The organism is Scytonema sp. PCC 10023 (assembly GCF_963920835.1).
Lineage (GTDB): Bacteria > Cyanobacteriota > Cyanobacteriia > Cyanobacteriales > Nostocaceae > Kalymmatonema.
Window position 1 is genome coordinate 12,566 of sequence record NZ_CAWUDP010000041.1, and the last position, 15,670, is coordinate 28,235.

15 protein-coding genes are annotated in these 15,670 nt (G+C 42.8%); 8 read left to right on the top strand and 7 right to left on the bottom strand.

Annotation, left to right across the window (positions count from 1 at the left end):
* Nucleotides 1-294: 294 nt before the first annotated feature.
* Nucleotides 295-1,641, bottom strand: coding sequence for an OB-fold nucleic acid binding domain-containing protein (locus ACM0OZ_RS23725; protein ID WP_414585273.1), 1,347 nt, complete (start codon nt 1,639-1,641; stop codon nt 295-297).
* Nucleotides 1,642-2,264: 623 nt separating this feature from the next.
* Here ACM0OZ_RS23725 and gatA point away from each other — a divergent pair.
* Nucleotides 2,265-3,719 (top strand): Asp-tRNA(Asn)/Glu-tRNA(Gln) amidotransferase subunit GatA, encoded by a 1,455-nt coding sequence (gene gatA, locus ACM0OZ_RS23730; RefSeq protein ID WP_414585274.1) that lies wholly within the window; start codon nt 2,265-2,267, stop codon nt 3,717-3,719.
* A gap of 39 nt (nt 3,720-3,758) precedes the next feature.
* Here the strand turns inward: gatA and ACM0OZ_RS23735 are convergent, their stop codons facing one another.
* Nucleotides 3,759-4,715, bottom strand: a complete 957-nt coding sequence (locus tag ACM0OZ_RS23735) for a RodZ domain-containing protein (protein ID WP_414585275.1) — start codon at nt 4,713-4,715, stop codon at nt 3,759-3,761.
* Between the two features lie 181 nt (nt 4,716-4,896).
* Between ACM0OZ_RS23735 and ACM0OZ_RS23740 the strand changes: the two genes are divergently transcribed.
* The 4 genes from ACM0OZ_RS23740 to ACM0OZ_RS23755 all read left to right on the top strand — a co-directional run bounded on the left by ACM0OZ_RS23740 (nt 4,897) and on the right by ACM0OZ_RS23755 (nt 11,013).
* Nucleotides 4,897-5,781, top strand: coding sequence for an alpha/beta hydrolase (locus ACM0OZ_RS23740; RefSeq protein WP_414585276.1), 885 nt, complete (start codon nt 4,897-4,899; stop codon nt 5,779-5,781).
* Nucleotides 5,782-6,158: 377 nt separating this feature from the next.
* Entirely contained in the window at nt 6,159-7,268 is a 1,110-nt protein-coding gene (locus ACM0OZ_RS23745; protein WP_414585277.1) for a helix-turn-helix domain-containing protein, read from the top strand.
* Between the two features lie 825 nt (nt 7,269-8,093).
* The gene (locus ACM0OZ_RS23750) at nt 8,094-9,461 is read left to right on the top strand and encodes a protein kinase domain-containing protein (RefSeq protein WP_414585278.1); all 1,368 of its coding nucleotides are present in this window, start codon (nt 8,094-8,096) and stop codon (nt 9,459-9,461) included.
* Nucleotides 9,462-9,501: 40 nt separating this feature from the next.
* Nucleotides 9,502-11,013: an ABC transporter substrate-binding protein gene (locus tag ACM0OZ_RS23755; protein ID WP_414585279.1), complete on the top strand. Its 1,512-nt coding sequence runs from the start codon at nt 9,502-9,504 to the stop codon at nt 11,011-11,013.
* Nucleotides 11,014-11,038: 25 nt separating this feature from the next.
* On the opposite strand, the gene ACM0OZ_RS23760 is transcribed toward ACM0OZ_RS23755, so the two are convergent.
* A complete protein-coding gene (locus ACM0OZ_RS23760) occupies nt 11,039-11,719 on the bottom strand; it encodes an HAD family hydrolase (protein ID WP_414585280.1) in 681 nt (226 codons plus the stop codon).
* Between the two features lie 75 nt (nt 11,720-11,794).
* Nucleotides 11,795-11,962: a hypothetical protein gene (locus ACM0OZ_RS23765; protein WP_414585281.1), complete on the bottom strand. Its 168-nt coding sequence runs from the start codon at nt 11,960-11,962 to the stop codon at nt 11,795-11,797.
* Between the two features lie 220 nt (nt 11,963-12,182).
* On the opposite strand from ACM0OZ_RS23765, the gene ACM0OZ_RS23770 reads away from it, so the two are divergent.
* From ACM0OZ_RS23770 to ACM0OZ_RS23780, 3 genes are all read left to right on the top strand, one after another.
* The gene (locus ACM0OZ_RS23770; RefSeq protein WP_414585282.1) at nt 12,183-13,022 is read left to right on the top strand and encodes a hypothetical protein; all 840 of its coding nucleotides are present in this window, start codon (nt 12,183-12,185) and stop codon (nt 13,020-13,022) included.
* Nucleotides 12,935-13,141 (top strand): zinc ribbon domain-containing protein, encoded by a 207-nt coding sequence (locus tag ACM0OZ_RS23775; RefSeq protein WP_414585283.1) that lies wholly within the window; start codon nt 12,935-12,937, stop codon nt 13,139-13,141. The genes ACM0OZ_RS23770 and ACM0OZ_RS23775 overlap by 88 nt, the downstream gene beginning before the upstream one ends.
* 130 nt (nt 13,142-13,271) lie before the next feature.
* On the top strand, nt 13,272-14,045 hold the full coding sequence (locus tag ACM0OZ_RS23780; protein WP_414585284.1) for a glucosamine-6-phosphate deaminase: 774 nt from the start codon (nt 13,272-13,274) through the stop codon (nt 14,043-14,045).
* A gap of 139 nt (nt 14,046-14,184) precedes the next feature.
* Here the strand turns inward: ACM0OZ_RS23780 and ACM0OZ_RS23785 are convergent, their stop codons facing one another.
* From ACM0OZ_RS23785 to ACM0OZ_RS23795, 3 genes are all read right to left on the bottom strand, one after another.
* A complete protein-coding gene (locus ACM0OZ_RS23785; RefSeq protein ID WP_414585328.1) occupies nt 14,185-14,511 on the bottom strand; it encodes a DUF5615 family PIN-like protein in 327 nt (108 codons plus the stop codon).
* Nucleotides 14,495-14,719 carry a DUF433 domain-containing protein gene (locus ACM0OZ_RS23790; protein ID WP_414585285.1) on the bottom strand — a complete coding sequence of 75 codons (225 nt, stop codon included), beginning with the start codon at nt 14,717-14,719 and terminating at the stop codon, nt 14,495-14,497. The genes ACM0OZ_RS23785 and ACM0OZ_RS23790 overlap by 17 nt, the downstream gene beginning before the upstream one ends.
* Nucleotides 14,720-14,888: 169 nt before the next feature.
* Complete coding sequence (locus tag ACM0OZ_RS23795; RefSeq protein WP_414585286.1) at nt 14,889-15,662, bottom strand: ABC transporter permease; 774 nt, start codon at nt 15,660-15,662, stop codon at nt 14,889-14,891.
* Nucleotides 15,663-15,670 lie beyond the last annotated feature (8 nt).

Below are 15,670 nucleotides of genomic sequence, written 5' to 3' on the forward strand. Positions count from 1 at the left end.
CCTCTGGACCACGTAGATCCACTCTTCGGCGTCCCTTCGGCTAGGACACGTTCGGCGGAAGCCGTCTCGTAAGTCCTGCGGACAGGCGCTCTCGGCGCGTAGCGTCTCCGACAGGAGAAGAGAAGGAAGAAGATAGGTAATCTTGTACCGAGAAGGGAATATACTTTTTAAGCTTGCATACTTGCTCGTAACGGTCATAAGGAAAAAGGGGGTTCCCGCCGCCCGTGCGGACTAGCGTGGGTTGGCGGGATCAAGTCTTATCCGAACCGTATTGCTTTGCGGCGTCCTGTTTCATTAAACATTAGTCAGCGATTGTACATGAGCAGAAAATCTCGCGTTTTGAAGAGCCTGAACAGTTGTTCTCGAATCTTGTACCCAAAATTGTCGTCCAAAACGGACAAGTTGACGAGAATTTCCGGCTTGTACAATTCCTATCACTGGTACTTTTGCTTTTTCTTTGTCTCCTGATTGTTCTTGCAAAATTGTTCTGAGGCGATGGTGTTCTTCAATAGTCGCTGCTTGTTGGAGATTGAGTTCCACCATCACCAGATGTACTGTTTCCACTGGTTCTACATCTTCAACAATCAATTGAGTTTGGTCTTCGCGTCGGTCTATTTTGCCCCAAATAATTAACCTAGAATCAACCAGAAGCAGTGAATTAATTCGCTCATAAATTTTGGGAAATACCACCGCTTCTGATTGTGCAGTTAAATCTTCTATTTGCAAAATCGCCATTGGATCGCCTTTTTTGGTCATCACTTTTTTAACGCCATTGAGCATGACAACCGCACAAATGGTACTTTCCTCTTTCTGTTCGCCAAGTTGCGAAAGGTTAATCGGAGCTAGAACACGCGCTGATTGGCGAATAGCTTTCAGAGGATGATCTGATACATAAAATCCCAAAAGTTCTTTTTCTCTCCGTAACTTTTCCTGTGGAGGAAAATCAGGAACCGGTTGAGCTTTGGGAGCAGATTCAAAGCTATTTTGGACTTTGTTTTTATTATGAGAAAATCCGCCACCTAACAAATCAAAAAGATTTCCCTGTCCAGTCGCTCTATCTCTGGCACGCGATTGTGCCCAATCATACACTAAACCTAGGTCTTGGATAAGTTGGTTGCGGTTGGAGTCGATTTTATCAAAGGCTCCACAGTAAATGAGCGATTCTAAAGTGCGACGGTTAACAGTACCCAAATCCACGCGATCGCAAAAATCACCCAGGGATTTAAACTCTCCTTTCTCTCTCACTTCCAAAATACACGCTATTGCGTTTTGTCCCACGTTACGAACAGCGGAAAGTCCAAACAAAATTTTGCCATTTGACGGTGTAAAATCCACCTCAGAGCGATTGATATCTGGCGGTTCTATCTGAATACTCATACTCATACAGGCGGAAATATATTTCTGCACCTTGTCTGTGTCGTCACTGTTAGCCGTCAGCAGCGCCGCCATGTATTCCAATCGATAGTTAGCTTTTAAGTACGCGGTTTGATATGTTACATAAGCATATGCTGTAGAATGGGATTTATTGAAACAATTGGAAGCTATGAAGCCATTTTTAGTAACAAAATTATGATCCCGTTCTACGCCAATATCATAGACATTTCCCGTATTTAATGATTTGCGTGTGACAATTTTAACCATTTTATTAATTTCCTAAAAGCTATAAAATTCTCAAGAACAAAAGCGGGCAATGCCCTGCTGACTGGAATAATAATTAAGCTGATGAGCGTACATATCTTAATTTAGTTCAAGCCGCCTTTAAGTTGAATATCTGCACGGCTGAACTAACTGGGCAGGAACCTTAAAAAAAACTCAGTAGTGCAGCTAGGAACACAGAACCGGACATCCCCATAAATAAATGATGCTGTTGGTCAATTTATGAGGGATTTAGCCCCTCATAAGCTCGTTTCCAGCCTCAGGCTGGAAATGCAGGGGACGAGGCTCTGCCTCAATCTAAATACCCGAGGCTCCGCCTCTTAGTAGCGCATTCCCTGGCTGAGCCTCTTAACGAGAAGCTTAGGGGGTATGACTCCTCATTTATTCGCCAACAGCATCATAAATTTAGGGGATTTGAACAAGGACGCCGTATTTCTCATAGACTTTCCGCTCGCTTGGACATCTTTATGCGTACTTCCCTCATTAAGAACACTTGCTCTGTACGCTTTTTACCGTTCATGATTCTGATTACTGAGTTCTGTGTTCTGAGTTCTTTCTTCGGTCAAAATGTACTAAAATCAAGGACTTGAGTCGTAAAGGGAGCAATCATGGCGTCCATCCGCGAGTTGCACACACAGCTAATCAAGAAAGAACGTTCTGCCGTTGAAATTACTCAAGAAGCAATAGAGCGCATTCAAGCAATAGAACCGAAATTGCACAGTTTCTTATGCGTTACTGCTGAACAGGCTGTAACGCAAGCGCGGAATGTAGATGCTAAAATCGCCGCCGGGGAAGAAATCGGTATTTTAGCAGGGATTCCCATTGGGATCAAAGATAATATGTGTACTAAGGGAATTCCCACCACCTGCGCTTCTCGAATTCTGGAAAATTTTGTACCGCCTTATGAATCAACTGTCACCCAAAAACTGGCAGATGCTGGTGCGGTGATGGTAGGAAAAACGAATTTGGATGAGTTTGCTATGGGGGGTTCTACAGAAAACTCTGCCTTCAAACTCACCGGCAATCCTTGGGATTTGTCAAGGGTTCCTGGAGGTTCTTCTGGCGGTTCAGCCGCAGCGGTAGCAGCAGGAGAATGTGTTGTCTCCCTAGGTTCCGATACTGGCGGTTCGATTAGACAACCAGCTTCTTTCTGCGGAGTTGTGGGGATGAAACCAACTTATGGACTGGTTTCTCGCTATGGTTTGGTGGCTTTTGCTTCATCTTTAGACCAAATTGGACCATTTGCACGCACAGTAGAAGATGCAGCGATATTATTGCAGGCGATCGCCGGTCATGATCCCAAAGATTCCACCAGCTTAAAAGTCGAAATTCCCGACTACACCGCTAACTTAAAACCAGATTTCCCGAAAGGAAAGCTAAAAATTGGTGTCATTAAAGAAACTTTTGGTGAAGGCTTGGACTCACAAGTCGAAGAAGCTGTTAAGGCGGCGATCGAACAATTAAAAGAATTGGGAGCGGAAATTCAAGAAATTTCCTGTCCTCGGTTCCGTTATGGCTTACCAAGCTATTACGTCATCGCCCCATCTGAAGCATCAGCAAACCTGGCTCGCTACGATGGCGTTAAGTATGGCTACCGCGCGCCTGATGCAGATAATTTGATATCAATGTATAGTCGCACCCGTGCTGCTGGTTTCGGTGCAGAAGTCAAACGCCGGATTATGATTGGAACTTACACCCTGTCGGCTGGTTATTACGATGCTTATTATCTGAAAGCACAAAAAGTTCGCACCCTGATTAAACAAGACTTTGAAAAAGCGTTTGAAAAAGTTGATGTTTTAGTCAGTCCCACAGCTCCCACCACTGCATTTAAAGCAGGGGAAAAAACCGCTGATCCTTTGAGTATGTACTTAGTTGATTTGATGACTATTCCCGTAAATCTTGCTGGTTTACCGGGTTTAAGCGTGCCATGTGGTTTTGATAACAATGGGTTACCAATTGGTTTGCAGCTTATCAGCAATGTTTTGCGAGAAGATCAACTGTTTCAAGTCGCTTATGCTTATGAGCAATCGACGACTTGGCATCTACGCACGCCGGAACTATAGTTAAGAGTCATTTGTCTTAGTACTAATGTCTACTAATGTCTATTGACTATTAACAGTTTCTGGTGTGTTATTTGTTTCTGGAGTTTCTGGAGTTTCTGGGGTTTCTGGGGTTTCTGGAGTAAATGTAACTTGCTTCACACTCCCCATACTTCCCAATGGTGTTGGTTGCTTGTTATTAGTAGAAACTAATACTGCACCAGCATTTCCAGAACGGATAGTCAACTCTTTTTGTGCTGTCCAGGTTTTCTTATCTCCCTTGTTTAACTCCCCTTCAAATTCAGTTTTGCCATCCACTTTCACTCGCACCCATGATTTGTCTTGCAGCTCAAGAGTCACTTCAACAGGAGTCGTTTGTGCTGTAGGAGATGCGCTTGGGCTTGGAGTGGTGGGTTCTGTAATAGCTGTCGCTTCTTTTGAGGGGGATGGAGTTGGAGCGATCGCACCTGCTCCAGGCGATTCCTTGGTTGTCGTTGAGGCGACAGGTGAACTAGCTTTTGGTTTGGAGGATGATGCTAATGATGAAGTCTGAGGTGCAAATTCTGTTTTTTGTTCGGAAGCAAGCGGTGAGGATTTCTTTTGACTAGAAGATTCAACTGAACGTTGTGGATTGAGAATATAAAACAGTCCAAAGGAGGCGGCTGCTATTAACAGGGCGTAGGGAACAGCAAGAGGTATGTATAAACTTGGTTTTTTATCTAACTCCTGATTATCATGATTGGGTTCTTCAGGAGGAGAACAAATACTTGCAACAGTTTTTGCTAAAGCAGCACCATCTAGTCCCATAGCATCTCCATAGCGGCGGATGAACCCTTGGACATAAATAGGCTCTGGCAATATTTCAAATCGCCCTTCTTCTATAGCTTCTAAGAAAGCTAATCGAATACGTGTGTAAGCTGCTAGTTCTTCTAAACGTATCGATTTTTCTTCGCGTACTTCCCGTAGATGTGCAACGACTTCCTTGAGTTGCTCTTCTTGAGCCTCGTTTAACAGCTTCACCGTCTTCTCCTCTTTTGTTGCTAACGTTTTATCATTCAATCAAGAACTACTTTAATTAAAGTATAAAAATTGACTTGTTGACTCATTTTATTTTAAATCATTTTTTGATTAATTAATTGATTATTTTATCAAGATAAAGCTGCTTTGTTAGGCTAATAATATTGTATTTATCAATACTTACATGAGGACAAACAAACTGCAATATCCAGTGCAATTACTGTTCACATTATTTATTTGGTTAGGACTCGTTGTAGCAATAGCCTATTTGGCTGTATGTATATTTCTTTTTTTCCAACAATCTCGGTTCATCTTTTTTCCCGCAAAGGTTATTGAAACGACACCAGAGTTTTTTAATTTAGCTTACGAAGATGTTTGGTTGCCTGTGAACGCTAAATCAGGCAAGGTGGCACGCATTCATGGTTGGTGGATACAAGCAAACCAGCTCAATGCCAAAGTTGTACTGTACCTGCATGGCAATGCTATCAACATTGGCGCAAATGTCGCCCACGCACACAGGTTTCATCAACTAGGGTTTTCGGTGTTACTCGTTGATTACCGTGGCTATGGTCGGAGTGAGGGCGGCTTTCCTACTGAATCGCAGGTTTATCAAGATGCCGCGACAGCTTGGGATTATTTAGTTTACCAGCGACAGATTCCACCCAGCCAAATTTTGATTTACGGACATTCCCTGGGAGGCGCGGTAGCCATTGATTTGGCTCTCAAACATCCAGATGCTGCTGGATTAATTGTGGAAAGCTCTTTTACCTCAATCCGGAAAGTCGTCGCTTACAGGAACAATTTTTGGATGTTTCCAGTCGATTCAATCTTAAGACAACGTTTTGATTCGATTACAAAGGTGCCAAATTTAAAAATACCAGTTTTATTTATTCACGGTACTGCTGATGTCATAGTACCAGCTTTCATGAGCCAAGACTTGTATGCTGCTGCTCCTGAACCAAAAAAATTGCTTCTCGTTCCAGGTGCAGCACATAACAATGTAGCAGAAGTCGCTGCTTCTGTATATCTGGAAGCGGTGCGCTCTTTTGTCACCAGTACTGAGTTCTGATTTGTAAGTTCTGAGTCAAAATCACAAAAAATTCTTGGTGTACCGTTCTACTCAGACTTATTGCTTGTTACTTAGAACCTACTTCGTTAGGTAGTAGCAGAACTTAAGAGTTAACAATTATAGTTAGTAAATGTTTTCATAAATGAAGTAATTTTTCATACGAATATTCTTAATAAGTATTCGTAAAAAAATTGGCATAACCTCTACAATCTTAAAGATGAGGTTAGTATGGTATGCCAAAACTGAGCCAAGAAAAAAAAATTATTTTTCTTGAATTCAGAAAAAATAACTACGTAACAATCCGGAAAACTCAGCAAACAGTAGAAGAGATTACACAGGTATAACTTCTGCTTAATTGCCGCAAGAGGCTCCCTACAATGGCTACCACACCTGTATATTTGTTAAAAATTCTCGGAAATCCAACTATTGAAATTTCTCAAGATGAATTGCGGACGCTTTTAGGAGAAATAGAAGCTGAACTGCATCAGAGTAAAGCTTATCGCCGTGCTATAACGATGTTGCAAAACTTGCTCGGTTCTTCATCTGAGCAAGCCAACGTTTTATTTAAATCAATAGGTAGAGAAGCGATTGGTTTGGCATTTCGCAAATTTGTGCAACAGTATCAGAACAGCAATGAAAATCAGCAACACCAAGACAGCACAAATGAACCATCACCTACTGAACAAACAGCTTCCACTGATGATTTATCACATGGTTTATCACAGTGCTTAACAAATGTTACCATTAACCAAAAAACGACGTTCGAGATTGATAGTAAAGCAGATTTACCATCAGAATCTCAAGTAGAAAGTCATACAGCAAATAATTCCGCAAAAGCCAAAGAAGACCGTCCCAAAACGAAAAAAACGATTAAGTGGTTCACTCCTGGGAAAAAACGGAAACAAGCTGAACTAGCCAAACAAATGGCAGCCGAACAGCGCGTAGAAAATCTACGTAAAATCGGTGAACAACTACGGCAAACTCGTGAGTCTCAAGGTCTTTCTCTGGGGCAACTTCATGTTTACACTCACGTACCACTTCATCACATGGAGGCAGTGGAAAACGGTGATTGGGAATCATTGCCAGAAGATGTTTATGTTCGTGGCTTTATTCGTGTCATGGCTAATGCTCTTGGATTAAATGGCACAAATTTAGTTGCTTCTTTACCTGCGCCAGAACCAGTAAAAGCAATTATACCGCCTACTTCGTATCAGCATAAAAGCCGTTTTGGATTTGGAATAGCGCTGCATCCGGTGCATTTGTACGTAGGCTATGCAGCCCTTGTCGCTGGTTCAGTAGGAGGATTGTCAGTCATGGCATCCCAACAAGCAAATGCTGATAGACTGATCGATAAAGATGCAGCAACTCCACCTTCTTCATCATTCACTCATTCATCGCAGGATACAAAACCCATTTCTAAACCGGGACTCTCTAGTAGTGCTAATGTCACTGTTGGATCTGATATTGCTCCACCAGAAGCTTTTTAAAAGCGATGAGTTATGAGTTATGAGCTTAAGAAGAACACAGAAGACAGAACACAGAACTCCGTTGTCAGAATACATCCCCATAAATAAATGCGCTCTTATTTGATAAGGACGCCCCGTATCCCTCACGGGACGCTTTGCGTTCAGTTTGCACTCTTAGGAAAACCAACGCCAGCCACCGGGGCGCGGGTTTCCCTAAGTAAGTGCTGGCTCCTGTTTGCAACTTTTAATACCAATTCTCTGTAATACCAATTCGACCTGAAGATGCTCTTAAAAAATGAGGCGGAGCCTCCCTAACTTGTTCCCAGGCTGAGCCTGGGAACAAGAAGTTGGATGCTCTGCATCCTTAAAATCCAGAGGTCTTCTAGACTGAGGGAAGATAAAGTGCTTTTTTTACAAAGAATTGGTATGAGTACTTTCTTAACTCGTTCCCAGGCTGAGCCTGGGAACAAGAAGTTGGATGCTCTGCATCCTTAAAATCCAGAGGTCTTCTAGACTGAGGGAAGATAAAGTGCTTTTTTTACAAAGAATTGGTATGAGTACTTTCTTCGGTCAATTATGGATGATAAAACTTATCATTCATAATTTATAGTTCATAACTCTTAACTCCTTTCACGGCGATTGAGCAGATGGGCAGTGCCGTAAGCCCTGGGGACTGGCTGCGCCCCGCCCATAAGGCATCGCTCACAATAAAAAATATAAAGTAGACTATCAATATAGATTTGAGATTTGTTACATTATTAGACTCTTAATCCGGAAAGTTCAGAAGACTCGATGTATATTAATTACTATTAACAAAAGATAGTCATAAAAGACAGCAATAGTACTATGATTTGCTGCCTAAATCCTGAATGCTCTGATCCCCTAAATCCAAAAGGAACAAACTTTTGTGGAAATTGCGGGGCAGAGTTGATTTCGTTACTCAGGGGTCATTACCGCATTATCAAACCGTTGGGAGGCGGGGGATTTGCTCGCACTTATCTTGCAGAAGATGCAGATAAGCTTGAGGAAAAATGCGTGGTCAAGCAACTGGTACCACAAGGTCAAGGTAGCTGGTCACGCCAAAAGGCGACTGAGTTATTTCAGCAAGAGGCAAAACGTCTCCAACATTTAGGCGAACATCCCCAAATTCCCACCCTGTATGCCTATTTTAAGGAAGATAACTACCTATATTTGGTGCAGCAGTTTATTGAAGGGCAGAATCTGTTGCAGGAGTTAGGACAGCACGGTGTGTTTGATGAAGCAAAAATTCGAGAGTTCTTGGAAGATTTGTTATTTGTACTGGCTACAGTACATCAGCAGCAGGTCATTCATCGAGATATTAAGCCAGAAAATATCCTTCGCCGTGAAAGTGATGGTAAGTTAGTGCTTATTGATTTTGGGGTGTCAAAGCAAAAGACGGGAACAGTACACGCGAAACCAGGAACGAACATTGGTTCATTTGGTTATGCGCCATTTGAGCAAATGTATTCAGGTGAAGCTTATCCTGCTAGTGACTTCTACAGCTTGGGAGCAACGGCCTTTCATATGTTGACAGGTATTTGCCCTTGGGAAATATGGATGAAACAGGGCTATAGCTGGACTACTACTTGGTGGCAGTATTTAAGAGAACCGATAAGTCAGGAATTAGAGCGGATTATCGATAAGTTGCTGCAAGAGAACTATAAACTGCGTTACCAGTCAGTGGAGGATGTCTTACAAGACTTGAATGTTGAGTTACCGCCACTGCCTACTTTACAGTCTACGCCACTGTATACAGTCCTCTCGCCTGTTCAACCAGAAAAGCTAACGCTACAAATTCCACCGCAACCACCTAAGGGGGCGCAAAAGTCCATAGAGAAATTATTGCCTTGGGCAGTTATGGCGGGATCAGGGAGTTCATTTTTGGCGATCGCCCTTTTGAGTTCTGTCGGAACTATTTGGATTAGCTCTGGTTTATGGTTGCTCATTTTAGTAGGGTTAATCTTTACCCAGCCTCACTCCATTTTTGAAAAGGCTTATTTGTTTCTCGTTGCCGGAATGACGACATTATTAATTGTATTTATCTACAATAATTTTTATATTATTAATATTTTTCAAGCTGGGATCAATGGATTTCTGGTTTTAGTCTTACTAGTTATCCTTGCTGGATTACTGACAGTGACTCTCTTCAATTTGTCCCAACTCTTGAACAGATTTATCTCTAAATATTTCTAATTTATGATAGATAAAATTTTGAGAATTGGGGTGAATTGATATGAAAAATAACACAGAAAATATCCGCCTCCTTTTTTCTTTGGGGCTGTCTGGATTTCTGATAGCAGTTATTTTATGGTTATTAGGTACAGTCATTCGTCCCCAAACAGAGTATTCTGGGCAATTGAAACAACAGAGCGCTTCATTCGTTCCACCTTATACCAATTCACCTTTAAAAAATCGGATGAGTTTGGGTGAGAAAATTTTTGTGACAGAAGGAAGACCTCTTGAGAAAGAAGCTGGAAGGAGAGCATTTGAAGCGGGAGATTTTGTCACTGCTGTTACTAAATTCCAATCATCCTTGCAAGCTAAACGTAATGACCCGGAAACATTAATTTATTTAAATAACGCTAAAATTGGCAACACTAAATCTCTAAAAGTTGCTGTCATTGTACCGCTTGGTATTTCCTTAAATGAGGCGGAAGAGATATTACGCGGAGTGGCTCAAGCTCAAGATGAGGTGAATAGCAATGGAGGAATTAATGGCTTACCGTTGCAACTTCAAATTGTTAATATTGATAACTATGAGATACTTAAACAGATAAATACTGACTTGGTGAATGACTCTAGTATAGTGGCAGTTGTTGGTTTTAGCCGTGACCCATCAATTTATAACAAACGTGGTTTGGTGATGGTTTCACTAGTCAATCCAAAAAAGCCATCTAACCCGACAAAATACGTCTTTTACGCTACTCCTAGTTCTAATGTTTTCAGTGAAGCTATTGCTAGCTATATTGTTCAAAAAGCTCGCCTCACCAACATCGCTATTTGTAGTGATTCAACATTCACTGTCAATCAGGAAAAAATCAGTAAAGAAATTGTAGAACAATACACTGATTCGATTAGAAAATATGGAGGTAAAGTCACCAGTACAGTTTGCGATTTGGGTGCGCCAACGTTTCAACCCAGCACTTTTCTCAGTCGAGCCATCAGCGATGGAGCAGAAGGTTTGCTACTCATCCCTAGACCAGATAAACTCAATTTAGCTATTGAAGTGGCGCGAGAAAATAAAGGCAGACTACCGCTTTTCGGTTTTCAAGCAATGTACACGGAAAGAACGTTAAAGTATGGGCAAGCGGATGTTAAAGGAATGGTGCTGGCTGTATCTTGGCACCGTGATGCTATTGGAAACAAATTGTTTGCCCCCAAAGCGGTTCAACTTTGGGGTGCAGAGGTGAGTCCGCGAACTGCTACAGCTTATGATGCACTCCAAGCAATTATCGCTGGCTTGAAAGAAGGTAACACCCGTGAGAAGTTGCAAAAAGCATTGTCTAATCCCAATTTTTCCGCTTTAGGAGCAACGGGAACGATTCAGTTTTCGCAAACAGGCGATCGCCTAACGGAAAGCTTTGCCCGTGGCGTCTCTAAGGCGGGAGAAAAGGGCGATGGCGCTTTTCTCCCGCCCCTTCGGGGCGATCGCCAAGGTGGAGTTTTTCTAGTCAAAGTGGTACCTTGCGATTCAAGCCAGTCTTGCAATTCCACCACAGGATATCGTTTTCAACTGGTGCAGTAGCACTTGCAATAGTGGCAGAGTAGATTTAACCCAAATAAGCCACATCTTCCTCTACTGACGAGTTCAGCAGCGTCCACAACTGCAAATCAGTAAAATCTGGAATTGTCATAAATGCCCCAATTGCTTGGAGAACTTTCGGCTCTTGAGTGGTTGTAACGCCAATAGTACGTATACCAGCACCGACAGCAGAACGAATCCCAGAGGGAGAATCTTCTAGTGCTATTGCTTGTTCTGCCGTGATGCCTAATCTACTCAGAGCAACTTGATAAGGTGCAGGGTCTGGTTTACCTGCTATCTCATCTTCTGCTATCACAACTGTATCAAATGCTTCGTTTATTCCCAAGACTTCTAGCATGAATTGGACATTTAATCTTGGAGCGTTGGTGACTAAAGCACATTTGAGTTGGTGCGTATGTGTCCATGCTAGTAGTTCGGAAAATCCATCAAGTGGTTTCAGAAGATTTTTGGCTTGTTGGCGGAAAAGCGCTTCTTTTTCGTCTGCAAACTTTGCACCTTCTTCCGGTGATAATTGTGGCAGTAAGTCTTCTATGATTTGTGGATTCGTCCGCCCGCTAATTCGCGATTTGTAAAATGTTTCATCAATGTCCATGCCGTAGCCTAACAGCATTTCCCGCCAAGCTTGGTAGTGTATAGGGTCAGTGTTGGCGATCGTTCCATCTAGGTCAAACAGAATTGCAGCTAGCATGGTTTTTTACGGTGTAAACTCTTGTAAAGTTTCATTACATATTTTACATTGTTTTGTTGTCCTTCTGCATAGTAATTAATCACTCATTTCTTTGGCAATATTTGCTAATTTGCGACGAATTAAGGTTAAGTAAAATCGAAATTCTTCGTTCTGACTGCGATGCTGCGATTCACACCATTGCATCCAGTCGCGTTTTTCATCTTCGGTTAGGCGAAATGTAACTGTTTCAGTAAGTTTAGCCATTGCTTTATACTGGAAAGTGCAGTACAATTATGGCATAAACTGAGCTTTACTTTATGGCAGCTAGGCGCAAGAAAAACGTGATGACGCGTGCTTATCGAGTGTTCCTTAACGACTTGAATCAAGGCAAGTCCGAGGAACTCAAGCGTTTCTTGCGCCTGTGCCATGACGTAATGCAATACTTTGTGGATCTGCATCTGGGAGTCAAGACTTTTCGGCAAAGTTGGCTGACTTGCCAACAATTCACCGTGCTGTTAAGCGCTTCGGTATCACAACCCGCCTGTCCCAAGCGTTGTGCAAACAGGCGAAAGAGTTCATTGCTAGTCAGCGCAAGAAGGACAAAAAGCGCAAACCTAGACTGCGTCGCCACGTTGTTACACTGTTCTATCATTTCGTCACGATTGAACCATTCAATGGTGAAGGGTTCGATTGGTGTATTAAATTTATTGGATCTGGCGCTCCGAAGATGGTTTGTCCCATTAAGGCGACCAAGCCAATGAATGAAAAGCTTGCATCCGGTTGGATTAGGAGCAGAACAATTCGTTTGGGATTGCTTGGCGACAGACTGTTTGTTGACTTGTTGGTTGAGAAAGAACGTCCGCAACCCAGAGCCGAAGGGAAGGTTGTGGGAATGGATTCCAATTACAAAAACGGATTGGTGTTTTCGGATGGACAGAATGTTGCAACCGAATTGCATCAAACGATTCAAGGTTTTGCTAAACGCCAGAAACGTACCAGAGTCGAAATGAAATCGATGATCGCTCAGGCGATTAAGCGAATTGATTTCTCTCAAATCAAGATGCTAGTCATCGAAGACTTGAAGAAAGTTAAGCACGGCAAACGGGGAACGTTTTCCCGCGTGTTTAATCGGCGGCTGTCTCATTGGCTTTATGCCTATACCGCGAGTTTGTTGGTCAGACGTTGTGTTAGCGAAGCGGGGCGTAGCCCGGAGTTGGGGATTGAGGTTCAATCGCATTGCACCCGTGGAAAACCTCGCAACGCTGTCACGCTTGCGGTAAATGGGACAAACGAAATCGTAGAGGTGATAGATTCTTGTGCGTAAATTGTGGTCATGCGGATCATGCTGATCTTAATGCCTCCAAGAATCTAGAGTTTCTAGGATTGGCGGGAATGTATGGTTTCCGTTTACGTCCAAGTTCAAAACGTCAAAGTTTTGGATAACCATTCTTAAAAGTAGAAAATTATAATTGACCTTCCAAATCGCAACGTATCGTAGCTAGTACGAGTAACGGCAGACAGGTCATGCCCCGACTCGTTTCCTTTAATGTGAGAAAATTTTCTGTAGATCCCAATGTCAACCGCCAAAAATTCTTTTCGCGTCGATGCTTTGCAGGTACAGGTTTATAATTCGGAAGTTGAACTGGCGCAGAATGTAGCGGGAATTGCACAAAAACATTTACAGCACACCCTTGAGCAAAAGGATGCTGCGGCTTTATTGCTGGCGACAGGCAACTCCCAAATTCAATTTCTTGATGCTTTGATAGCATTGGGTGGTGTAGATTGGTCACGGATTACCTGTTTCCATCTAGATGAATATTTGGGCATTTCTGCTGACCATTCCGCTAGTTTCCGACGTTATTTGCGCGAACGTGTGGAAAAGCAGGTGAGCCCCAAAAAATTTCACTATATAGAAGGTGATGCGATTGAACCTTTGGTAGAGTGCGATCGCTATACCAAACTCCTGCAAGCACAACCTATAGATCTGTGCTGTCTTGGTGTGGGAGAAAACGGACACTTGGCTTTTAATGATCCAGCAGTAGCGGATGTTAACGACCCCTATAAAGTGAAACTGGTGAAGCTGGATACTACAAACCGCCAGCAACAAGTCAACACAGGGTATTTTCCCAATTTGGAAAGTGTGCCGCAATATGCTTTTACCCTCACCTTGCCAATGATTTGTTCGGCAAAAAAAATCATTTGTCTTGCATTAGGAAAACGCAAGGCGAAGATAGTAAAACAGATGTTGGAGGGCGAAATTACCACAGATTGTCCCGCTTCTATTCTCCGTACGCAGCAGCAAGCGACCTTATTTTTGGATGTAGATTCTGCGGCTTTGTTAAAGTAGAGTCAACAAGGATGAAGAAGAAATAATTTTATCTTCTAATTTATCAATATCATTCGCCTTCCAGACAACCCCAAAGTACTCCCTCAAACGATAATCTCAGGCAAGCTAACGATTGAGTTGTGCCGCGACTACGCAACTCTCAAGAACCTCCAACTTCAATGACTTCGCCCGGTGCGATCATATTTAGCACGTTACGGGCGTCTGGTATGAGTGGCAGCAAATCAGGAAGTCGATTGCTGGGTGCCATGAGAACAACGACTGCAACTCCGGCTTGCTGCAAGTTTTGCTGATACCGCAAATTCTGATCTGTAGTTAGCAGAATTGTGAAACCCTCCTGAACCATAAGTTGTAGCAGTGCACCATTCTTTTTGCCAGACCATCCCATCTCCACAACTGTCCATATCTCATAATCGATGAGTTCACGTTTTAGAGGTCGTGGAACACACTCATCAAGCAGGATTCGCATAGGCACTCAGCATTTCCTTTGCCAATTCGAGGGCTGCGATCGCCTGCTGACGGCTAACACTCGGAAAATGGTCTAGAAATACATCCAACGAATCACCCGCCTCAAGATAATCAAGCAAAGTTTTCATCGGTACGCGAGTGCCCACAAAGACAGGTGTTCCCCCCAGTATGTCGGGATCACTATGAATAACACGCGATGCGGATGCCATCACAAATCTATCCCACTGAACAAAATATTCCCTTGATCCTAACTTAGAATCACTTGGTTTATCTTGTCAGCTCCTCGAACTCAAGCGAATCGCTCATCTGTCCGGAGCAGGGAATTTATCATATTACCAAATCTTGATACCATGCCGAGAGCCTGCGGCTATTTCCTAATTAATATCCACTCAGCATTCCTCGCCGCTTTGCCTCGCGTTCAGCAAGATAAAAAAGCAGTAATCCTACAGCAAAATAGACAACCCCATTCACGAACGCTATACCCAATTTCGTGAAGTTTAAACTCTCACCCCGTGCCATCAAATCACGTAATATTGCTGCACCAGAAGTCATGGGCAGTAATTGTGCCAAAATGTTTAGTGGTGGTGTCCAAGTTTCAGTGGGAGTGGCTAGTAAAAATAAGAGCGCAAAGTTAAAAATTCCGATTAATTGTTGGATACGCTTTAGTAATAAAGCTAAAGAACCCATTGTAAAAGCAATACCATAAGCTCCCATTAATACCGTGACGAACGGAAAAAGTAATGTTGGGGGAAAGTTCAGACGGCTCCCGGTCAGCCCCATAATGATAAATAGAATGGTGAGCATAATAACCATCTGCAAGGTTAGGCTAGCCAAAGTCCGCATCAAGAAGACTTTGATGGCACCAAATCGAGAAAGGAAAAGTTGTTCTAAAGTGCCAGTCTGTGCCTCGTATTGCAAGGTACCCGCAATGTCCGTAACGATGAATAACACCAAAGTCCAAAGTACATAGCCGATAATGATTGAGTCGAGGCGATCGCCTAACTGTAAACTAGGACCAGCAAGGTAACGGGCGCTTAAAAAAAGTCCATAAAAAAAGATAGTGGTGATGACAATTAACCCAATCGCCTCCGCTGGATAACGACGAAATTGAAGCCAACTGCGACGTAATTCAGCTATAAATAATTCAAACATTGCTATTT